Source organism: Daejeonella oryzae DSM 19973, from assembly GCF_000422945.1.
In the GTDB taxonomy this organism is placed as follows: Bacteria; Bacteroidota; Bacteroidia; order Sphingobacteriales; family Sphingobacteriaceae; genus Daejeonella; species Daejeonella oryzae.
Window position 1 is genome coordinate 691806 of record NZ_AUHA01000003.1, and the last position, 21779, is coordinate 713584.

A 21779-nucleotide genomic window follows, 5' to 3' on the forward strand; every position below is an offset into this window, starting at 1 on the left:
AAAAAATGGATAGAAATACGTTTACAGGCCTCTTCCTGATCCTGATTATTCTGGTAGGATCAACCTACTTTTTACAACCCTCAAAGCAGGAAATAAGCAGGGAAAAATTAGTTCAGGATTCAATAAACAATGCCGGAAGCACCAAAAAACCGGTTAAAACTTTAGCAGCTGATACTGCTGTTGTTGCGAAAACAATAACTGTTGACTCTGCATTATTAGCCGGGCCTTTCGGATCCGCCAGAACTGGAAACAATCAGCCGGTAGTTTTAGAAAACGAACTGATTAAAGTTAACATCAGCCCTAAAGGCGGAAAAATAGCATCGGTTGAATTAAAAAGCTTCAAAACTTTTGATCAAAAACCGGTAATTCTTTTTGAAGGCGAAGCCAATAAATTTGGTTTACTATTTGGCTCTGCAGGAAAAAATATAAATACCAACGAGTTGTATTTTACTTCAACAGCTCCTTCCCTTTCGGTTGCCAAAGTTGATTCGGGCTCATTAACCATGCGCTTGAATTACGGTCCTGAAAAATACATCGATTATGTATATTCTTTAAAGGGCGACAGTTATAATGTTGGCTTAAGCATCCTCACTAAAGGGATGCAGGATGTAATTATTTCTGATCAGCAAAATATTACGCTAAACTGGGAAACTATCCTTAAACAGAAAGAAAAGGATATGGCCATCGAACAGCGCACTTCATCAGCTTATTACAAGATGGTTGATGGCGATGTGGATCATCTTAGTGTTACAGAATCTGAGTCTAAAGAAATTAAAGAAGGCAAAATTCAGTGGATCTCGTTTAAGCAGCATTTCTTCTCAAACGTGCTGATAGCCAAAAAAGGATTCAGTAATGGTTTACTAGCCATTAATACTTCTACAGAAAAAGACGTAGTAAAAGGTTTTAGAGCAAATATGCAGATTCCGTTTACGGATCAGGATTTGAATTTCCCAATGGAATTTTATTTCGGACCGAATAAAATCAGCACTTTAGAAGCCGTAGGTTATGATGTTGAGAAACAAATAGATTTAGGATACTGGCCATTAAAATACATTAACCGCTGGGTGGTACTTCCGGTATTTAACTTTCTGGAAGGTTTTGGATGGGGTTATGGATTAATTATTCTGGTGTTAACCATTTTACTTAAAACCGTTTTATTACCGCTTACATACAAGTCATATCTTTCGATGGCTAAAATGAAGGTTTTAAAACCCGAAATGGATGAAATCAAGGCTAAAGTTGGTGATGATAATCCTACACTTTTACAGCAGGAATATTTAAAACTGTACAAAAAAGCAGGTGTAAATCCACTGGGAGGATGTTTACCCATGTTGCTTCAATTGCCCATTATTATGGCATTCTTCTTTTTCTTCCCTAACTTATTTGAGTTACGTCAGGAGAGTTTCTTATGGATGAATGACCTTTCAACGTATGATGCATTTTTTAATCTTGGTTTTACACTTCCGTTTCTTGGAAACCACATCAGTTTAATGTGTATTCTGATGACGATCTCTACCCTGATTTATACATACTTTAATAACCAGGTTTCCGGAGCTACTGGTCAGATGAAATATATCGGTTACATCACTCCTATTATTTTCTTCGGGGTATTAAACAGCTATCCATCCGGATTAAACTATTATTATTTCCTGGCTAACATGCTTACATTCCTGCAGCAATATCTAATCCGTCAGTTTGTAAATGACGAAAAGATTCATGCCCGCATTCAGGAAAACAAGAAAAAACCGGTTTCAGATAAAAAGAAATCAGGTTTCCAAAAGCGTATGGAAGATTATATGCAAAACCAGCAAAAAACTAAAAATGAAATTGCCCCTGTAAAGCCAGGCGGCAAGAAAAAATAAAAGTCAAACCATTTTTTTTAAAAGCGACTCTTAGCGAGTCGCTTTTTTTTTGCGGGAAACTTTTTAAAAATTACAAAACCTCACTAAATGTTCCCAAAAAAATAAATTGAACTTTAAATTTCTATTTTCGTTCAGTTTTAAGGATGAATAAACAGCGGCGAAAATTTTTACAGCAGGGAATTATAGGTGCAGTAGCCGGAATTGCAGCTCCGCTGCTCAGTTCAGCAACTTTACCTACTGCGGATAAAAAAAGGGTTCTTCGCATAGCTCATATCACTGATGTTCATATTAAAAATGACCCGGTTGCAGAAACCGGCTTAAGAAATCTTTTCAGAGAAATCAATTCACTCGTTGATGCTGCCGACTTTATAATTAATACCGGAGATACTGTATATGAAGCAAACAGAAAAACAGATTCGTATGTGGCCTCGTGCTGGCAAAGCTGGAATAAAATCAATCAGCTCGAAAATAAACTCCCTGTTTTCAGCGTAATCGGCAATCATGATAACTGGTATGCTCCCGAAGGAATGGTTGAGAAATTCAGATCCAGCCCTGATTACCGTAAAAACTGGGTTATTTCCCAATTAAATCTCCCCTCCAGATATTATCATTTCAAACAAAAAAACTGGCACTTTATAGCTTTAGACAGTATTGGTGATATTAATTATGAACTGGATAAAAGACAGTTAAACTGGTTAAGAGAAACGCTTAAAAGTATTAAAAAATCTGAACCAGTTTGTATACTTAGCCATGTACCCATTTTATCTGTAGCATCTTTAATGTATATGATGGAAAGCAGAGAATCACCCGAAGAGTACAAATTCCCGGCTTCTGAAATGCATCGCGACAGCCTGATTTTAAAGAATCTATTTTTTGAACACCCGAATGTTCGCCTGGCCCTTAGCGGTCATACCCATTATGCTGATTCTGTTAAGTTTCAGAATGTAACCTATCTGTGCAATGGTGCCGCTTCCGGAAACTGGTGGAAAGGTTCGTTAAATAATTTTGCTCCCGCATATGCGCTCATAGATCTGTTTGAAGATGGTAGTATGGAATCAAACCTGATTGAATACGACTGGAGAAAAGACGGTTTGTAATAATCCTGCTTTAATTTTTATATCCTGCTATTATTTAAGCATCTTTAAATCCACAAAATGCTTAAAATATGCGCTGCTTTTTATTTGTTGTTCTATTCATTTCTGTAAACCTGACAGCTAATTCACAGTCAAAAAAACCTCTTGATCATTCTGTTTACGATTCCTGGCAAAGTATATCTTCAGAACGGATAAGTAATAACGGACATTGGGTTTTGTACTCAGTTACTCCTCAGGAGGGTGACGCTTTACTGCGTATTACCAATTTAAAATCCAAGTCATCGGTACAGATTCCCCGGGTAAACTCAGCAGAATTCACCCAGAATTCGAAATATGCGGTATTTATGATCAAGCCTTTTTTTAAGGATACCCGTCAGGCTAAAATTAAAAAGAAAAAAGCCGATGATATGCCAAAAGACAGTCTCGGAATTTTATCATTAGGTAGTACTAATGTTTGGAAGGCTCCCCGAATTAAATCCTATTTAATTCCTGAGAATTCATCAGAGTATATTGTTTATTTAAAGGATATTTCAATCGCGGATTCTATTTCCAAAAAATCAGGAGCAGCTAAAAAAGATGATGATTATTTTTTTGCGGATGAAGAACCTGCGGCTTCAAAACAAAAAGATGGTACCGAGCTGGTTCTGCGAAATTTAAACACCGGAACTGAGCGAATCTTTAACTATGTAACAGATTATTCTATCAGTAAAAATGGAAAAAACCTGGCGTTTGTAAGTACAGGTTCAAAAAAAGACAGCGTTAATAAACCCGGTTTATATTTCTATGATATTGCTGAAGAAAAACTCTTAAAAATAAGCTCGGGCAAAGGTCAGTACAAAAACCTTGCTTTTGATGAGGACGGAGATCAGCTTGCTTTTTTATCAGAAAAGGCACCCGAAAAAACCTTGCAGAAATTTTATAAGCTGTATTATTTTACTGCTTTGCAGGATAGCGCAACCATTATTGCAGATCAAAAAACTGAAGGCATTCCTCTTAACTGGAGCGTAAGCGGAGATGGGAAAGTCTATTTCAGTAAAAACGGTCAGAAACTTTATTTTGGAACTGCTCCCATTCAATTGCCCAAAGACACCACTATTGTTGATTTCGAGGTAGCTAAGGTTGATGTGTGGAATTATAAAGATGATTATCTGCAACCTATGCAGCTTAAAAATCTGGAGAAAAATCTTAAAAGAAACTACCTGGCAGTGCTTTATCCTAAAGCAGGTTCAAAAAAAATCATTCAGTTAGGGGATGAGAAATTGCCGGATATTCAAATTGCTGACGAGGGAAATGCAGAATATGCCATGGCCGAAACCGATTTTGGGAACCGAATAGAAATGCAATGGACTGGTGGAACTTTACAGAATATTTACGTGGTTTCAACAATTGATGGAAGCCGAAAAATGATTGCTGAAAATGTTCGTGGTAATTCCAGTATTTCGCCAAAAGGAAATTATGTAGCCTGGTATAACCGGATAGATAAAAACTGGTATGCCTACTCAATATCAGAAAAAAAACAGATCCAGTTAAATACCGGGCTCAATATTCAATTTTATAATGAAGAAAATGATGTTCCTGATGAACCGTACCCTTACGGAGTTGCAACCTGGACAAAGGACGACAAAAATGTATTGATTTATGACCGTTATGATATCTGGAGTTTTGATCCTGCAAACGGCCGAAGTATTAATTTAACCAACGGAATTGGCCGCGAACAGAAAATAACTTTTCGATATACCACCTTAGATCCCAAGGAAAAATTTATCGACAGCAGGCAAGCCATTTATCTGCAAGCCTTTGATAATATTAGTAAAAAACACGGCTGGTATAAAAAGAATATATCAAATTCCAAAAATCCTCAATTACTGGTCATGACGGGTTACAGTTATTCCCGGCCGGAAAAAGCTAAGGATGCTGATATTCTTGTTTATGAAAAATCAAACTACACAGCTTCACCAGATCTGTACGTTTCAAATGGATTTAAGCAGGAAGTTAAGTTAAGCTCAATAAACCAGCAGCAAAGCAATTATAACTGGGGTACAGCAGAACTGGTTAAATGGAATACACCCAAAGGCTATAAGTCAGAAGGCATTTTATATAAACCCGAAAATTTTGATCCAACGAAAAAATATCCAATGATCGTTTACTTTTACGAGAAATTATCTGACGGATTATATAACTACCATGCCCCGGCTCCTACTCCGTCCCGGTTAAATATTTCATTTTTCGTAAGTAACGGCTATTTGGTTTTTGCACCGGATATTAGTTATGAAGCAGGATATCCGGGAAAATCAGCCGAAGAATTTATTAATTCCGGAGTGGAAGAATTAAAGAAAAATACGTGGGTCGACGGAACAAAAATTGGCATCCAGGGACAAAGCTGGGGAGGTTATCAGGTTGCACATTTAATTACTCGCACAAATATGTACGCGGCTGCATGGGCCGGAGCTCCGGTTGTAAACATGACTTCGGCATACGGTGGCATCCGCTGGGAAAGTGGCATGAACAGGCAGTTTCAATATGAACGCACCCAGAGCCGGATAGGCGCTACACTCTGGGAAAAACCTGAATTGTATATCGAGAATTCTCCTTTATTTCACTTTCCGAAAGTAAATACCCCGGTGGTTATAATGGCAAATGATGCCGATGGAGCTGTGCCCTGGTATCAGGGAATAGAAATGTTTACCGGCCTGCGCCGATTAGGAAAACCGGTTTGGATGCTGAATTATAATAATGAAGCTCATAACCTTGTTTTACGCCAAAACAGAAAAGATATTCAGATTCGCGAACAACAATTTTTTGATCATTACCTGAAAGGCAAGCCTGCTCCTGCCTGGATGGAAAAAGGAGTTCCGGCCACCGAAAAAGGTAAGAATTGGGGTTTTGAAATACCAGCTTCGGTTAATTAATATCTGAGTTTACATAAACCTGTCAGAAATGGATTTATTAAAAGACATTCAGAAATACCAGGAACATAGTATCAGTAACCGTTTTTTTAAACATACGGAAGTACAGATTCTGCTGAATAACCTAAACTCTGAAAAGTTTATCTTAACACAGATCGGACATTCTGCAGAAGGAAGAGCCATTCATCTGGTAAAATATGGAAAAGGTGCAACACGAATATTTTTGTGGAGCCAGATGCATGGAGATGAGGCCACAGCGACCATGGCTTTGTTTGATCTCTTCAACTTCCTGGAGGCAGATGATGAACAGGGTGAATTGAGAAATTCTATATCTAACAACTGCACATTATACATTCTGCCAATGGTTAATCCGGATGGAGCAGAATATTTTACCCGCCGCAATGCCCAGGGAATTGACATTAACCGGGATTTCAACAAAAGGCAATCACCGGAAGCCATTATTTTAGCTGAAACCCGTGATCAGATAAATCCACATTTTGGCTTTAATTTGCATGATCAGAGCACTATTTGGTCGGCAGGAAAAAGTGGAAATCCGGCAACAATTTCCGTTCTGGCACCTGCTTTTGATGCTGAACTGACTGTAAACGATACCCGCTTAAAAGCGATGAACGTAATCACGCTGATTAATGAAGAGCTGCAAAAAATCATTCCTGGTCATGTAGGCCGTTTTAATGATGAATATGAACCCCGGGCATTTGGAGATAATTTTCAGGCTCTGGGAACCAGTACCATTTTAATTGAAGCGGGCGGATACGCTGATGATTCAGAGAAACAATTCATCCGGAAAATATTTTTCAAAGCCATTTTAAAAGGACTGGAAGTCATTGCCGCAAACAACAATTTCAATAATATAACATCATCTTATTTTTCAATACCTGAGAATGAGAAGCTGCATTTTCAAACCCTTATAAAAAATTGCTTACTAACACAAAGTAACATTCATTATACTGCAGATATCGGATTAATAGCAATTGAAGAAATTGCCGAAGATTTAAAATCAGTTACTTATACCTATGTCGTGGAAGACATGGGTGATCTGGAGGGCTTTAATGGTTACGAGATGATGGATGCAAGCGGACTACAGATCACGTTAATTAAGCCATTAATCTGCGGACAAAATGCAGATTTTGTAATCCGGGACGGCATGACTACAATTTTATGCATCGAGAATGGCCGGATTACTGACAAAAACTTCTAAATTCAGCGATTCTTAATTCCATCAGTTTTCATATATGGCCCTTAATTACGTTTGGATTGCTTTTTTTCTTATTGCCTTTGTTGTTGCACTTATAAAATTAATTTTTTTCGGAGATACCGGTATTTTTATTGCAGTCGTAAACGGCATGTTCGATAGCGCCAAAACAGGCGCAGAAATCTCATTAGGTCTGGTTGGTATCATGACCTTCTGGCTTGGTATTATGAAAGTGGGTGAAAAAGCCGGAATGATCAGTTTATTCGCCCGTGGCGTGGGTCCATTCTTCAGCAGACTTTTTCCCGGAGTTCCAAAAAATCATCCCGCCAACGGTTCTGTAATAATGAACTTTTCGGCAAATATGCTTGGATTGGATAATGCCGCTACCCCGGTAGGTCTTAAAGCTATGAAAGAACTGCAGGAATTAAATCCTGTGAAAGACACCGCCAGTAATGCCCAGATTATGTTTCTGGTTCTTAATACCGCCGGTCTTACGCTGATTCCTACATCTGTTATTGCCTTGCGGATGGCCAATGGAGCAGCCAATCCGGCTGATATTTTTATCCCATCTCTGATAGGTACTTTCATTTCATTTACATCCGGAATGATTGCAGTAGCATTTTTTCAAAAGATCAATTTATTCAAATTACCCATTCTTATATTTTTTGGAAGCTTTCTGGCCATGATGGCCGGTTTGTATTTCTGGTTGGGCAATCTTCCCCCGGATCAGATACAGGTATTTGCCGGCTTAATCGGAGGAGTAATCATATTCTCAATAATCGCTTTGTTTATAGCATTCGGAGCTTCTAAAAAGATCAACGTATACGAAGCATTTATTGATGGAGCCAAAGAAGGCTTTTCTACCTCCATTATGATCATTCCTTTTCTGATAGCTATACTGGTTGCTATAAGTGCTTTCAGAACTACAGGCTGCATGGATTATATAGTGAACGCAATTGGAGCACTGGCAGCTTTATGCGGGCTGGATACCGCCTTTGTTCCCGCCTTGCCTGTTGGATTAATGAAAACTTTAAGCGGCGGCGGAGCCCGTGGTTTAATGGTGGACGTAATGAAAACATATGGTGCAGATTCCTTTCAGGGACGGCTTGCCAGTATTATTCAGGGATCTACAGAAACCACATTTTATGTTCTGGCTGTATATTTCGGTTCTGTTGGTATTAAAAAACCCCGTTATGCATTAATCTGTGGTCTTATTGCTGATATGGTGGGCTTAATTGCTGCTATTATTTTAGCGTATATGTTTTTTGGTCACACCATAAAATAACAGGATCAATACTATATCTTTATACGAATGCAATATTATTCTTAATGTTTTAGCACATCAAACATTGGCCTGATTATCACGTTATAGTATGACCTAACCCAATTAATATGGAAATTCCTGCTCCAACCATTTTGCGATTTTCATCTCAGTATAAGATTATTAAATATTATATCGACGGACTTCCTCCGGAAGCAATTTATTCACGTTTTTCGGAAGAGAAATTTTCAATTCACGAAAGCATAGCTTATTTGTGCCGGTATCAGTATATTTTTTTAAGCCGCTTAAAGAAAATATCTCAGGAAGTTAATCCCTTTTTTGAGATTTACAGTCCCGAGGATGATTCAGAATTTTGCTTTACTGCTGCTAAAACCAGTGGATCATTACTTCATGAAATATACCGTGTACGGGATGAAATGATTCAAATAATCAGCAAATTAAGCAGCGAACAATTCGGACGTTTCGGCACACATGCCATTCTTGGAAAAATGAATCTCACCCAGTGGATAGAGTTTTTCTTATTACATGAATCCAATCAACTTTTTAAAATCTTTAAATCTGCAGGTAGCTTTTGGTCCTTCGGGAACCAATACCAGGATAAGGTTATTAATCTTCCCAGGTACCAGAGTCAGGTAGATGAGCTTGCAGGTTAAATTCGGTTGCTTTTTTTGGGGAGCCATTTCAATTAATTGAGATGGCTTTATTATTTTACACTATTATATAATTAAATTATGGTTGATCATTGTGCAGGTGCTGCATGTGCTATTGTTGAAACAGGTAAAGATCATTATCGTACAGAAATACATGCCGATGGCCATGTAATAATCTCTGATGAACCTGTTGAATTGGGCGGTAAAAATGAAGGTATTAATCCAACACTATTATTACTTGCCAGTTTAGGAAGCTGCACCTCCATTACATTAAGAATGTATGCTGACAGAAAAAACTGGCCAATTGATAAGATACGGGTCGAACTATATTTAGACGTAGTAAAAAGCGAATTACAGCAAACTACGTTCATTAAAAGACACATTCATTTTGAAGGAGACATTACAGAAGAACAAAAAAGCAGGTTATTGGATATAGCAGACAAGTGTCCTTTGCATAAAGTTATGACTAACCCCATTGTAATAAGTACAAATATTTTAGATTAACCTGCCATTATTCAACTTTAACATACTGACAGTAAAACAATTAAATAATAGTGTGTAAAATATGTTGCTTGTATTTGCGGTTTAACGATGTTTTTATACTTTTGTGCCGTTGATGCACCCATAGCTCAGCTGGATAGAGCAACGGTTTTCTAAACCGTAGGTCATAGGTTCGAATCCTATTGGGTGTACAAATCCGGATTGGTTACGATTCTTCGTTCTAATTCGGATTTTTTTTGCATCTAACTGTCTGTTTATCTGATAGATAAGAAGGGCTGCTTCATTGATTTTATTGGTTCGATGTTGTGTTCCGTCATAACTCCATTTTTCAGTAAATATCGAACCAATTATATCACGTTTAGCTCCATTATCTGCATTAAGGTACAATAAATCAAGGTTTTCAAGCTTTTCTAAAGCTTTATTAGAGAGTTCATCTATTTCAATAGTTTCCTTCCCTTGATTGATTAAATCATTTAATTTAGCTTCAAATTTTAATATCGTTTCCTCTGCTTCTTTTCTGATGGACTTGTAATCTATAGGTTCAATGGCTTCTCTCAAAAGCAATTCTCTGGCTTTAGTAATCCGGTTATTATTTTCGGTAATCTTTGATATCAACCGCTTACGTTCCTCCTGCTGATAACTTCTATCATCTTTAAAAAGGTCAATAATTACTTCTTTATAAAGTTCAGATATTCCAGGCCTGGGAATAAATTTTTTTAGCTCAAGAACAAAAGCTGTGTTTACTTTTTCTGCTTGTAGCCTCCACCCACAAACAGAAAGACAGTGGTAGTAATAATAATATTGATTACGTCCTTTCGAAGCGCTCCCTGTAAGAACGCGATTACATTTTGGACACTTTAAAAAGCCCCTCAAAGGTAATCTATCATGTGAAACAATAGCAATACCTTTTTGAACCTGGCCTCTTTGTCTGCCATTCAATAAATCCTGAATATCATAAAATAATGATTCCGAAATTAAAGGTTCATGCGTTCCTTGTACTAAATAAGACTCCTCATTATTGTATGCTGATATTTTTATCTTTCCATAATAACAAACGTTTCGTAATGCATTCCAAAAGCTGTTTAAACTACACGATAATCCCTGCTCTCTAGCCATTTTCCAAACCTCTTTTGTGCAATAAGGCCCATCGACTATTTTTTTAAATGCCCACTTGATGTAAGTGGCCTGAGGTTCAGAAATAGCTATATATTTTTTACCATCTTCATTAACCTTATTTATATAACCAGGAGGAGCGGTCCCCATCCAGCGTCCTTCCTTTTTTGCCTGCCGCATCCCATGCTTAACATTCAGCGCTCTTCTATCATTTTCTATTTCAGGTGCAGTAAGATAAACAGCAAGCATCATTTTATTTTCCGGAATGTTCAAATTCAGGGGTTGTTCAATCGCCTGCGGTTCCACTCCGTTTTTACGAAGAATGCTTATCATTTGATATGCGTCGCTGGCATTTCTGCTAAATCTATCCCATTTTGTAAATAGCAATAATTGCGATTTACCTTTATGTTTTTTTAGTTGGGTAAGAAATTTTATCCATTGAGGCCTTTGAAAGGTTTTTGCTGAATGATCTTCAAAAATAATATCTCGAACTATTATAGAATTTATCTCACAATATTTAGTCAGTACATCCTTTTGGTCCCTTTGAGAATATCCTTTATCAGCCTGCTCTTCAGTGCTTACACGAATATATAAATCAGCGATTTTCATATTTACTATTTTTTAACGTATTGATTAACAGCTAATTTAGCAAATTTATACATAATACTTAAAATATATTCTGCATCTTTCAATGTCACTATTGTTCCATGGTTTTTCAAAATTTCCATAGCTTTTTCAGGTGTAACTGTTCTTTTTTCATTTATCATTTTCATCTCTTTTCTTTAAAAAAGAAACAAAACTGGTTTATTTAACAAGTTACTTTTAACACCATCAAAGGACTGTTGTATATTTAGTTATAGATTATTTAACGATTAATTACCAGGATTCTACAGACCTTACTGTAAAGCGCAGAACAACTATACTTTGGTTTAGTGGAATTATGTTTATAATGGAATAGTTGCAACCTATGGAGGATTAAATACTACCCAGAAATTTATATGAACCAACAAATAAAAAGCAAATTCCTGGCAAGTCAGGTTTATGTAAACCTGATATTATTTTAAAATGCTGAGCATTTTTTGAAGAATCTGTCAAAAATCCCCAACCCACACAGATCCTACCAAAACATATTTTGGCAGAACATTATTAAAAGAAAATTATGTATTATCTATTTATAACCAGACTTTTTTTTACAGAGCCTGTCTCTAAATAAACGACTCCATCGCAGCATAAACCCTTGATAGCTCCTGATCGTTAATGCAGTAAGGCGGCATTAGGTAAATGGTATTTCCTAATGGGCGAAGAATAATGCCTTGATCAATAAAATATGTATAAAGGCGGGTACTAAGTGAATGAAAATAAGAGTTTTGCTCTACCGTTTCAATATCCATAGCCAGTATGGTCCCTGTGCTTCGAAGGTTCTTTAGAATTTTGTGGCCCTGATTTCTCGTAACAAAATCAACATGGCTCGAGGCAATCCTCTGAATGTTCTGCTGGCATTCTTCTTTAATTAACAAGTCAAAACTGGCTAATGCTGCTGAACATGCAACGGGATTTGCAGTATAGGAATGTCCGTGAAAAAAGGTTTTAGATCGATCATCAGATAAAAAAGCAGCATAGATTTCAGCGGTGCAGGTGGTTGCACCAAAAGCCATTGTACCGCCTGTAATGCCTTTAGATAAACAAATAATATCCGGCTTTCGGGTCAGGTGACCGCATGCAAAATTCTTTCCGGTCCTTCCAAAACCTGTCATTACTTCATCGGCTATAGCAAGAATAGAATTTTCTGAACAGATTTCAAGAAGCTGGTCAAGAACTTCCGCTTCATACATGAGCATTCCGCCAGCCCCAAGAACCAAGGGCTCAAAGATGAATGCGGCAATTGTATTCCCGCTTTCGCTGATTTCTTTTTGCAAAATACTGATTGTAAGATTTTCATGTCCCTTTAATGGTAATGGAATATGGATAACTTCAAAAAGTAGTTCTGAAAAAGCGTCGGTAAAGCTGCCTCTGGCACTGGCCGACATAGCCCCAAAGGTGTCCCCATGATAAGCATGTTCAAAAGCAATGATTTTAGTTTTGGTAATACCTTTATTCCACCAGTATTGAATAGCCATTTTTATGGCTACTTCCGTAGCCGTAGAACCGTTATCGGAATAAAACACCCGGTTTTGATTTGAGGGCAGGATGCTGAGGAGACGTTCGGCAAGTTCAATGGCTGGTTGATGGGTAAAACCGGCAAATATCACATGCTCCAACGTATGTAACTGTTCGCTGATTTTCTGAGACATATAGGGGTGTGAATGCCCGTGGAGGTTTACCCACCAAGACGAAACGGCGTCAAGATATTTGTTCCCAGTATCGTCAAACAAATTGACCCCTTCACCCCGTACAATTGCTATTGGTGCGCCGCTTAGTTGGGCTTGCGTATATGGGTGCCAGATTACTTGCTGGTCTCTTTCTGAAAGTCTCATGTTAAAATACTTTTTAATCCCGCTTTTAATTCCTGAGTAAGTCGGCTCACCGTATCTTTGTTGATCATTGTTTGTTTACCAATATTGGCCAGACAAGGCATCCCGGTATAATTCATAATAAATTCTTCAGAAGCTGGATTTGGATTGCCGTTGAAAATGATACCAATGCAATGGATACCTTTGCTTTTTAATACCTCAACAGATAACAAGGTGTGATTGATACTGCCCAAATAATTCTCTGAAACAAGGATAAGCGGCAATCGCCACTGCTGTAATAAATCTATATTAAGTTGATTGTTGTTTAATGGCACCATTAAACCTCCTGCAAGTTCTATAATCAGGCTTTTCTTGGTTTGAGGAACTTCAAGTTTTTCCAATTCAATCAAAATTCCTTCTGCTTCTGCTGCCGCATGAGGTGACATTGGAGCTGATAAGCGGTAAGCCTCCGGATGGCAAACGGTTTTTTTATTGCTGATATGGTGCTTTATAAAATCGGTATCTGTACAATCAAGATTTCCGGCCTGTATCGGTTTCCAGTAATCGGCTTCCAAAGCTTCAACCAAAATAGATGAGATAAACGTTTTACCGATTTCAGTTCCTATTCCAGCTACTACAAAATACTTCATGCTAAAATCTCGTTCAATGTATTTTTTAAATTATCAACCTCTTTTAAACTATTGTGCATGTGCAAGCTGATCCGTAAACGTTCTTTACCCACTGGAACCGACGGACTGAGTATAGCTCTCACATCAAAACCCCAGGCTTGCAGAGCCAATGAAATGCTGCGGGCACGTTCATTGCCGGGAATGATCAGGCTCTGTACCGGACTGGTGCTTTCTATAAGATAAAAATCAGGATGTATAAAAAAATCACTTTTAAAATGACAAATGAGCTCATGCAGGTAACTGTTATCAAACTTTTCTGACAATAATTGATCATAAGCACTTTCTATTGCCGTTAATGAGTGGGATGACAATGCGGTAGTAAAAATAAAACTTCGCGAGAAATTGATTAGATAGTTACGGAGAACTTCAGTTCCAACAACAACTGCACCATGACAACCGATGGCTTTGCCAAACGTATGGATTCTTGCAAATACCTCCGCTTCCAAACCCAATTCTGATACCAAACCTCTCCCCTGTCTCCCGAAAACGCCGGTGGCGTGAGCTTCATCAACAATCAGATTTGCTTTATATTCTTTGCAAAGATCAGAGATCAGTTTAAGCGGGGCAATGTCGCCATCCATGGAATACACAGATTCCACAGCCACAAATATCTGCCCGTTCTGGATCTTGCCAGAGGCATGTTGAAGCTTCTTCTCTAGATCGTAAGCATCATTGTGTGCAAAACGCAACCTGCTGGCATAACTTAATCTGCCGCCATCGATAATACTGGCATGGATCAACTCATCACAAACCAGAAAGTCATCTTTTTTTGCGATACAAGAGAACAAGCCAAGATTTGCATCATAACCGGAATTAAACAACAAAGCCGCTTCGGCACGATGAAACCTGGCAAGTCTTTTTTCAAGATCTTCGGCCTGGGCCGTGTTACCAGATATTGAACGTGAACCGGTTGATCCCGAAAATCTTCCTGCTACATTAAAGGAATCTTTGACTTTCTGCTTTATTTTTGGGCATCGGGCAAAGCTTAAGTAATCATTGGAACAAAAATCAATCAGATCTTTATTGATCTGTAACTGGCGGTACAATGCTTGATCTTTACGTTTGTTAAGATCATCCTGCAAATATGTATTAATGGGCAGGCTCATTCTTGAACGCTTTACGTGCTGTTAAGCCGAGAATTTCAAACATCTGCATATCATCGTTAAAAGAAGGGTTAGGAGTTGTCAATAATTTATCTCCTGCAAAAATAGAATTCGCACCCGCCATAAAACACAATGCCTGTTCGGCCATGCTCATTTCTAGCCTTCCGGCTGATAAGCGAACAACTGTTTTTGGCATGATAATACGGGTTGTTGCTATCATGCGCACCATTTCCCAAACAGAAACCCGTTGCTGATTTTCAAGTGGTGTTCCTTTGATGGCCACTAATGCATTGATTGGAACCGACTCTGGATGATGAGGCAAATTGCAAAGCGTATGAAGCATTTCTATCCGGTCTTCTTCTGTTTCGCCCAAACCAATGATTCCACCTGAACAGACAGTCAAATTCGCTCGACGAACATTATGCAATGTCTGTAAACGGTCATCAAATGTCCTGGTGGTGATCACCTTGCTGTAATTCTCTTCGGATGTATCCAGATTATGATTATAAGCGTACAGACCTGCCTTTTTTAATTTAGTTGCCTGCTCAAATGTGAGCATACCTAATGTGCAGCAAACTTCCATATCAAGAGCATTTACTGCGGTTACCATTTCTATCACCCTGTCGAAATCTCGGTTGTTCCTTACTTCACGCCAGGCAGCTCCCATACATAAACGTGAGGATCCGGCATTTTTTGCTTTTTGGGCGAGTTCCACCACTTCGCCAACTTTCATCATCGCATGAACTTCCACCCCGGTATGATAACGTGCCGCCTGTGGACAATATGCACAATCTTCTGAACAGCCGCCGGTCTTGATAGATATCAAACTGCTAATCTGAACTTCACTGTAATCACTGTTGTTTCGATGAATTGTCGCGGCAGCATAAATAAGATCCAGCAGCGGTCGGTTATAAATTTCGGAAATTTCTTCTTTATTCATAGTGCTTAAGAAATGTTCGCCGAAAATAATAAATATCCTCTGCACCTGCGGATACCACATGTAAAAACTGGCTGCAAAATGAATGATGTTCAACTGCAAATCAAGATGGATGCGAAACTGAAGAATTCTCAATCATTTTACCAAGTTTTTGAAGAAGTTTGAATTCTTTTCTACGTTGAATTACACTGGCGGCTGTTTCACTTATATTTTTGCCCGGCAGTCAGAAGTTGCCAGACTTGTACAAATGATGAAATCTGATCGTTAAACAAAGAGTAGTGAAAAACCTCATAATTTTCATCGGAAATAATACCCTCCTCCCACTATTTTAACTTTATTTATTCCCGGTGATTATGTCTCGTATTTCACTTCTATAAACTGGCAAGGAATACCAGAGCCTTGGTCTAATTTCTATTTATTTTTAATTCGAAATTATATATAGTCTGATAAAAACTTTAACACCTTTCTATCTCCGTGTTAATCACTATATAAATCAATCCCAAACTTTGGCTTTATAAAATTCAAAGTTATGGCAAATAATCCCGCAATATCCTACCTTCTCAACCAGAAATTTATTGGCACTTTCCACCCTCAAATAAAGCGAATACGAGTAAGCCCAAAAATCCGGACTCATCTATTATTACGGTCTTTTATTCCATTGAAAAAGATAAAAAAGATGGAAGATAAAAGCTAACTGGTTTATCGCCTTTTCCTAAAATAAAAATATTTTTAATTACAAACCAAAGCTTTTGAATCGCAGTGGTAAGGTCAGTATTTGCCCACGCGGGTGTGCAGCAAGATGTATTTTCGTATACGAAAATATCTTGCCAGCCTTGAGGCCGGTGACTTTGCTGCGGAACTTGCAAAGTCTGAAACTTTCTTTTCGAGCCTTAAAGTAGATTTTTATGCCTAGAAAAAAACTTACTAACCCGGAGGATATTTTAAGTAAACCTATTATCATCCGGGTAAATGAAGCCGTTTTTAAGCGGCTGCAAGTGTTGCAAAAAGAAAGTGACTGCAGTTCCGTTGGTGAGGTCGCCAGGAAGATCCTTTCCCGCGAAAAGATTAATTGCTTTTACCGCGATATATCTCTCAATGCTCCCATGGAAGAAATGGCACTAATCCGGAAAGAATTAAAATCTATAGGCATTAATATCAACCAGCAAACCAAATACTTCCATACCAGTCAAAGTGAAGCAGAACGGGCCTTTTATACAAACAGAACTGCAAAACTTTACCAAACAATAGATGAAAAAGTTGAACAGTTGCTGACACTGATATTCCAACTGGCTGAAAAATGGTTGCAAAAATCTCAAGCGGTAAAAGCATCCGTGGAATCCTGAAGTATAACGAAAATAAGGTAAACCTCGGAGAGGCCAGGTTAATTATGGCTAGTGGATTTGCTATGGACATAAACAAGATGAGTTTTGAAAACAAGGCCCGGCGTTATGAAAGGCTGACCATGCTCAACGGAAGGGTCAAGACCAATGCCATGCATATCTCCCTCAATTTTGCCAATGAAGATAAACTCAGTGATGAAAAACTGCAGCAAATTGGCGCAGCTTACATGAACAAAATCGGGTTTGGAGATCAGCCCTATTTAATTTACAAACACCTGGATGCCGGTCATCCCCACCTGCACATCGCTACTGTTATCATTAAACCGGACGGCAAAAGAATTGACATACACGGTATTGGCAGAACAATTTCTCAATCGGCAAGAAAGGAACTGGAGCTGGAGTATAAATTGGTTCTGGCTGATGGGAGGACTTCAAGTAATAGGTTAGGTATAAAAGGGGCAGATATTGAAAAGGCCATTTATGGAAAAGTACACACGAAAAGGGCAATTACTAATATTGTAAATGATGTGATCCGTACCTATAAATTTACTTCCCTCACCGAGTTCAATGCTATTTTGAAACAGTTTAATGTAGTTGCTGACCGGGGGAAAGAAGATACCATCATGTTTCACAAGAAAGGCTTGATTTATTCCGTCCTGGATAAAAAAGGCGATCAGATAGGCATTCCCATTAAGTCCAGTTCCATATATGGTAAGCCAACTTTAGCAAACCTGCAGCTGCAATTTGAAATGAATAAAGAATTAAGGAAGCCCTACCGGGATGATCTGAAAGAAAGAATAGACCAGGTATTAGGGAAATACAGCGAAATAACCAGAACTACATTTCAGGCAGAGCTGCAAAAGCAAAAGATTCATTCAGTATTCCGGCAAAACAACCAAGGGTATATTTTCGGATTAACTTTTATCGACAACAAGAACAAAACAATATTTAACGGCAGTGACCTGGGGAAAAACTATAGTGCTAAAGTCATCATGAAACGCTTTGGCAATATAGATAATCCGATTAAGCCTACGGTAAAAGTGTATCTGACAGAGCAGAAAAACACAAGTTATCTGGAGCATCAGAACTCTCTGAAACAATATTTAAAGCTTCCCGAGGAAACAGGGTATTTGAAAAGTTTATTAAACCATTCCGATCAGGATTCCAGCCCACAAGGGATGAATTTCAAAAAAAAGAAAAAGAAAAAAAGGTCAGGGATCTCAATTTAGCTATTATATCATGAATACAGGAGAAGACGGTAATGGGCTTCGTAAGATCATTGACCTGACAAGGTTCATCAGCATATTGATATTAAGCATCCATTTTTATATATGCTGTTATCAAGTGTTTATACTTTGGGGCTTCACAGCAGAAATTACAGACCGAATTATTGGAACTATTGCAAAAACCGGTTTATTCAGCACCATTTTTAAGCCTAAATTGGCAGCTCTTTTATTCCTGATTATTTCATTACTGGGTATTAAAGGAAAGAAGGATGAACACATCAAGGTAAACATTATTCTGATTTACCTGATAGGAGGTTTTCTACTCTATTTTCTAAGTGAGTTATGCTTTTTTATGAATGCAGAAGACCGGACCCTGGCAGTTTGTTATATGCTTTTAACTTTAGCCGGATACCTGATGATTATTTCCGGGGGAGCTTATTTATCCCGTCTAATCAAGTTGAACCTGCAAAAAGACATTTTTAACGAGGATAACGAAACATTTCCTCAGGAAGAACGGCTATTGGAAAACGAATATTCTATAAATCTGCCTGCCCGATACAACTTGAAAGGAAAAATTCGTGAAAACTGGATCAATTTCATCAATCCATTCAGGGGAATGCTGGTTGCAGGAACACCCGGTGCCGGAAAGAGTTATTTTGTGATCCGCCACATTATTGATCAGCATATTAAAAAAGGTTTTTGCATGTTCATTTATGACTTTAAATACGATGACCTTACAAAAATTGCCTACAACAAACTTCTTAAATACGGATCAAACTATAAGGTAAAACCATCGTTTTACGTCATCAATTTTGATGACCTTAACCGGTCCCACCGGTGCAACCCATTGGACCCTGCTGGTATGAACGACATTACCGATGCCACTGAAGCCTCCAGGACAATTATGCTGGGATTGAACCGACAGTGGATAAAGAAACAGGGTGATTTCTTTGTTGAATCGCCCATTAATTTTTTAACGGCAATCATTTGGTACCTCCGCACCTATAAAAATGGGAAATATTGTACCCTCCCCCATGTAATCGAATTGATGCAGGCCGATTACGACCCCCTCTTTGCCATACTTCAAACACAGGAAGAAATAAAAGTGTTGATCAATCCTTTCGTATCCGCTTTTCAGAATAAAGCGAAGGAACAACTGGAAGGTCAAATTGCCAGTGCCAAAATTGGCCTTGCAAGGCTATCCTCCCCGCAATTGTATTATGTTTTGTCAGGCAATGATTTTACGCTTGATGTGAACAATCCGAATGAACCTAAAATTGTCTGTATTGGCAATAATCCACAGAAACTGCAGATTTATGGGGCCGTTCTTTCCCTATACATTTCGCGGATGATTAAACTGGTAAACCGAAAGGATCAATTAAAAAGCAGTCTGATTTTTGACGAATTTCCTACGATATACTTCAATAATATCGACAGCCTCATCGCCACGGCAAGATCTAACAAAGTGGCCACAACTTTAGCAGTTCAGGATTTTAGCCAGCTCAAAAAGGATTACGGAACTGAGGAGGCCGATGTAATTACCGGTATCGTAGGAAATATCATCAGCGGGCAGGTAACGGGTGATACAGCCAGAAAGTTATCAGAAAATTTCGGCAAGATTCTCCAGGATCGGAATAGTATGACAATTAATAGTTCTGATACTTCGACCACCAAATCTGTTCAACTGGATTATGCTGTTCCAGCATCTAAGATTGCCGCCTTATCCTCAGGTGAGTTTGTTGGGGTCGTAGCTGACAATCCGAATTGTAAAATTAAACTTAAAGTATTTCATTCTGAGATACAAAACAACCACAAGGAAATTGAAAAAGAAGAAAAACGGTATAAAAAAATGCCTGTCATCGAATTGGTTACAGCCGAATTAGTACAGGAAAATTACAAGAGAATTAAAGAGGATATTCAGGAATTAATAACCAGTGAACTTGCCTCACTACAAATAAATCCGAGTGGTGATGAAGAACAAACATTGTCGACCTAAGTTTATAAAATCAAATTATCCATTATTTAAATTCTGATGATTAAAATCTTAATGATAACTCATTGTTAAAATAAATTCCTCCATGTCACCACCTTGTATTTAAAAGGAACTTATTTTTAATATATGTTTAATCCTAATTATCTAAATATGGAAATCGACTTCAGTAAAGCAAGCTTCAAAGATTTTGAAAATGTATCTGGTATGGATGCATGGAAAAGGGCAGATTTATTTAAAGATTATCTTGATTATCTTAATAACAAAGGTTATTTAAATTACCGACTGGTATCTACAACCGGTTGCGGTCCGGAAATGGAAATCATTACCGATAAGAATGAAAAACCAAAGTCTTTAGTAAGTTTTGTTTCAAATGACTATCTGGGTTTTACTCAGCATCCTAAAATTAAAGAAGCTGTAATTGAAGGTATACGGCAATACGGTACGGGAGCCGGAGCCTCCCCTGCTTTTGGAGGACAATTCAGCTATCACGAACAACTTGAAAATAAGATAGCATCCTTTTTTAACCGGGATAGTGCCATTATTTATACAACTGGTTATACAGCAAACAGCGCCACTTTAATGAGTCTGCTGCAAAAGGAAGATATTGCTATTGTGGATATGCCTGTTCATGCCCGCGTTTACGAGGGCTGCCAGTCCACCAATCTGAAGGTTTTTCTTCATAATCGACTGGATATACTCGAAAAAGTTCTGAAAGAATCGCAATCAAAATACCGGACAAAGATGGTGATTGTGGACGGGGTTTATTCTCAGGACGGCGATATGGCACCGCTCGATAAAATACTTGAATTATGCCGGCATTATGGTGCATACCTCTGTGTTGATGATGCTCACGGTGTTGGAGTAATCGGCGAAACCGGACGCGGAGCAATGGAGAAATACGGGGTTACTAATGAAGTAGATATCATTACAGGTACTTTCAGTAAAACTTTTGCCAACGTGGGAGGATATGTAATTGCTGATCCCAATCTGATCAGTTTCCTGAAATATCAGAGTCGCCAGCATTTGTTTTCTGCCACCTCTACTCCTGCCGCCGCAGGAATTCTGAAAGGTATAGACCTTTTGGATGAAGAACCGCAGTGGAAAGATAAACTTTGGGATAATATCAACTATTTCAAATCCGGTTTAACTGAACTTGGTATGGACATCGGAAATACAGAATCCGCAATTATCCCAGTAAAAATTGGTGATGCCGCTACAACCGGTGAAGCAGGGAGATTACTGCTTAAAGCAGGCGTTTACTGCAATCCAATTATTTATCCGGCAGTTTCTAAGAAAAACGCAAGAATAAGAATGAGTGTAATGGCCACTCATACCAAGGAACAGCTGGACAAAGCACTTAACGCATTTGAATATGCTGATCAGAAACTTCATATTTCAAAATCACTATCAAATCTGTAGA

General features: G+C 38.2%; 16 protein-coding genes, 1 tRNA gene and 1 pseudogene. 12 read left to right on the top strand and 6 right to left on the bottom strand.

Translation table 11 applies throughout. From position 1 onward, the window contains the following. Positions 1 to 5 precede the first annotated feature (5 nt). The 8 genes from yidC to G521_RS0110670 all read left to right on the top strand — a co-directional run bounded on the left by yidC (position 6) and on the right by G521_RS0110670 (position 9699). Positions 6 to 1862 carry a membrane protein insertase YidC gene (gene yidC, locus G521_RS16980; protein WP_051189668.1) on the top strand — a complete coding sequence of 619 codons (1857 nt, stop codon included), beginning with the start codon at positions 6 to 8 and terminating at the stop codon, positions 1860 to 1862. A gap of 143 nt (positions 1863 to 2005) precedes the next feature. Next, on the top strand, positions 2006 to 2959 hold the full coding sequence (locus G521_RS0110640; protein ID WP_026898529.1) for a metallophosphoesterase family protein: 954 nt from the start codon (positions 2006 to 2008) through the stop codon (positions 2957 to 2959). 68 nt (positions 2960 to 3027) lie between these two features. Beyond that, positions 3028 to 5865: a S9 family peptidase gene (locus G521_RS0110645; RefSeq protein ID WP_036678875.1), complete on the top strand. Its 2838-nt coding sequence runs from the start codon at positions 3028 to 3030 to the stop codon at positions 5863 to 5865. A 28-nt stretch (positions 5866 to 5893) separates the two neighbouring features. Beyond that, positions 5894 to 7081: a M14 family metallopeptidase gene (locus G521_RS0110650; RefSeq protein WP_026898531.1), complete on the top strand. Its 1188-nt coding sequence runs from the start codon at positions 5894 to 5896 to the stop codon at positions 7079 to 7081. Positions 7082 to 7115: 34 nt separating this feature from the next. Beyond that, a complete protein-coding gene (locus tag G521_RS0110655; protein WP_026898532.1) occupies positions 7116 to 8360 on the top strand; it encodes a nucleoside recognition domain-containing protein in 1245 nt (414 codons plus the stop codon). A gap of 107 nt (positions 8361 to 8467) precedes the next feature. After that, positions 8468 to 9010: a DinB family protein gene (locus G521_RS0110660; protein ID WP_026898533.1), complete on the top strand. Its 543-nt coding sequence runs from the start codon at positions 8468 to 8470 to the stop codon at positions 9008 to 9010. A gap of 78 nt (positions 9011 to 9088) precedes the next feature. After that, on the top strand, positions 9089 to 9511 hold the full coding sequence (locus G521_RS0110665; RefSeq protein WP_051189670.1) for an OsmC family protein: 423 nt from the start codon (positions 9089 to 9091) through the stop codon (positions 9509 to 9511). A 114-nt stretch (positions 9512 to 9625) separates the two neighbouring features. Continuing rightward, a tRNA-Arg gene (locus G521_RS0110670) sits at positions 9626 to 9699 on the top strand. A 748-nt stretch (positions 9700 to 10447) separates the two neighbouring features. On the opposite strand, the pseudogene G521_RS18365 reads toward G521_RS0110670, so the two are convergent. From G521_RS18365 to bioB, 6 genes and pseudogenes are all read right to left on the bottom strand, one after another. Then, positions 10448 to 11230 (bottom strand): annotated as a pseudogene (locus tag G521_RS18365) (recombinase family protein); the annotation flags it as partial. Positions 11231 to 11235: 5 nt separating this feature from the next. After that, on the bottom strand, positions 11236 to 11394 hold the full coding sequence (locus tag G521_RS18145; protein WP_155975755.1) for a hypothetical protein: 159 nt from the start codon (positions 11392 to 11394) through the stop codon (positions 11236 to 11238). Between the two features lie 432 nt (positions 11395 to 11826). Beyond that, on the bottom strand, positions 11827 to 13095 hold the full coding sequence (bioA, locus tag G521_RS0110680; protein WP_026898535.1) for an adenosylmethionine--8-amino-7-oxononanoate transaminase: 1269 nt from the start codon (positions 13093 to 13095) through the stop codon (positions 11827 to 11829). Beyond that, entirely contained in the window at positions 13092 to 13721 is a 630-nt protein-coding gene (bioD, locus tag G521_RS0110685) for a dethiobiotin synthase (protein ID WP_026898536.1), read from the bottom strand. The genes bioA and bioD overlap by 4 nt, the downstream gene beginning before the upstream one ends. Then, positions 13718 to 14866, bottom strand: a complete 1149-nt coding sequence (locus G521_RS0110690; RefSeq protein ID WP_026898537.1) for an aminotransferase class I/II-fold pyridoxal phosphate-dependent enzyme — start codon at positions 14864 to 14866, stop codon at positions 13718 to 13720. Before G521_RS0110690 ends, bioD begins: the two co-directional genes overlap by 4 nt. Further along, positions 14850 to 15803, bottom strand: coding sequence for a biotin synthase BioB (bioB, locus tag G521_RS0110695; protein WP_026898538.1), 954 nt, complete (start codon positions 15801 to 15803; stop codon positions 14850 to 14852). The genes G521_RS0110690 and bioB overlap by 17 nt, the downstream gene beginning before the upstream one ends. 902 nt (positions 15804 to 16705) lie before the next feature. On the opposite strand from bioB, the gene G521_RS0110715 reads away from it, so the two are divergent. The 4 genes from G521_RS0110715 (at position 16706) to G521_RS0110730 (ending at position 21778) form a co-directional block, all read left to right on the top strand. Next, positions 16706 to 17143 carry a hypothetical protein gene (locus G521_RS0110715; protein ID WP_026898540.1) on the top strand — a complete coding sequence of 146 codons (438 nt, stop codon included), beginning with the start codon at positions 16706 to 16708 and terminating at the stop codon, positions 17141 to 17143. Further along, the gene (locus G521_RS0110720) at positions 17098 to 18369 is read left to right on the top strand and encodes a relaxase/mobilization nuclease domain-containing protein (protein WP_026898541.1); all 1272 of its coding nucleotides are present in this window, start codon (positions 17098 to 17100) and stop codon (positions 18367 to 18369) included. The genes G521_RS0110715 and G521_RS0110720 overlap by 46 nt, the downstream gene beginning before the upstream one ends. Positions 18370 to 18379: 10 nt before the next feature. Next, complete coding sequence (mobC, locus tag G521_RS0110725; RefSeq protein WP_036678877.1) at positions 18380 to 20362, top strand: conjugal transfer protein MobC; 1983 nt, start codon at positions 18380 to 18382, stop codon at positions 20360 to 20362. A gap of 147 nt (positions 20363 to 20509) precedes the next feature. Then, positions 20510 to 21778: an aminotransferase class I/II-fold pyridoxal phosphate-dependent enzyme gene (locus tag G521_RS0110730; protein WP_026898543.1), complete on the top strand. Its 1269-nt coding sequence runs from the start codon at positions 20510 to 20512 to the stop codon at positions 21776 to 21778. Position 21779 lies beyond the last annotated feature (1 nt).

What these genes read in the sequence shown, in the direction of transcription:
- G521_RS0110690 (WP_026898537.1), bottom strand. Translation starts at nt 14,866, where the DNA reads ATGAGCCTGCCCATTAATACATATTTGCAGGATGATCTTAACAAACGT.
- G521_RS0110730 (WP_026898543.1), top strand. Translation starts at nt 20,510, where the DNA reads ATGGAAATCGACTTCAGTAAAGCAAGCTTCAAAGATTTTGAAAATGTA.
- G521_RS0110650 (WP_026898531.1), top strand. Translation starts at nt 5,894, where the DNA reads ATGGATTTATTAAAAGACATTCAGAAATACCAGGAACATAGTATCAGT.
- G521_RS0110665 (WP_051189670.1), top strand. Translation starts at nt 9,089, where the DNA reads ATGGTTGATCATTGTGCAGGTGCTGCATGTGCTATTGTTGAAACAGGT.
- G521_RS0110660 (WP_026898533.1), top strand. Translation starts at nt 8,468, where the DNA reads ATGGAAATTCCTGCTCCAACCATTTTGCGATTTTCATCTCAGTATAAG.
- G521_RS0110655 (WP_026898532.1), top strand. Translation starts at nt 7,116, where the DNA reads ATGGCCCTTAATTACGTTTGGATTGCTTTTTTTCTTATTGCCTTTGTT.
- yidC (WP_051189668.1), top strand. Translation starts at nt 6, where the DNA reads ATGGATAGAAATACGTTTACAGGCCTCTTCCTGATCCTGATTATTCTG.
- bioD (WP_026898536.1), bottom strand. Translation starts at nt 13,721, where the DNA reads ATGAAGTATTTTGTAGTAGCTGGAATAGGAACTGAAATCGGTAAAACG.
- bioA (WP_026898535.1), bottom strand. Translation starts at nt 13,095, where the DNA reads ATGAGACTTTCAGAAAGAGACCAGCAAGTAATCTGGCACCCATATACG.
- G521_RS0110640 (WP_026898529.1), top strand. Translation starts at nt 2,006, where the DNA reads ATGAATAAACAGCGGCGAAAATTTTTACAGCAGGGAATTATAGGTGCA.
- G521_RS0110645 (WP_036678875.1), top strand. Translation starts at nt 3,028, where the DNA reads ATGCGCTGCTTTTTATTTGTTGTTCTATTCATTTCTGTAAACCTGACA.
- G521_RS18145 (WP_155975755.1), bottom strand. Translation starts at nt 11,394, where the DNA reads ATGAAAATGATAAATGAAAAAAGAACAGTTACACCTGAAAAAGCTATG.
- bioB (WP_026898538.1), bottom strand. Translation starts at nt 15,803, where the DNA reads ATGAATAAAGAAGAAATTTCCGAAATTTATAACCGACCGCTGCTGGAT.
- G521_RS0110715 (WP_026898540.1), top strand. Translation starts at nt 16,706, where the DNA reads ATGCCTAGAAAAAAACTTACTAACCCGGAGGATATTTTAAGTAAACCT.
- G521_RS0110720 (WP_026898541.1), top strand. Translation starts at nt 17,098, where the DNA reads ATGGTTGCAAAAATCTCAAGCGGTAAAAGCATCCGTGGAATCCTGAAG.
- mobC (WP_036678877.1), top strand. Translation starts at nt 18,380, where the DNA reads ATGAATACAGGAGAAGACGGTAATGGGCTTCGTAAGATCATTGACCTG.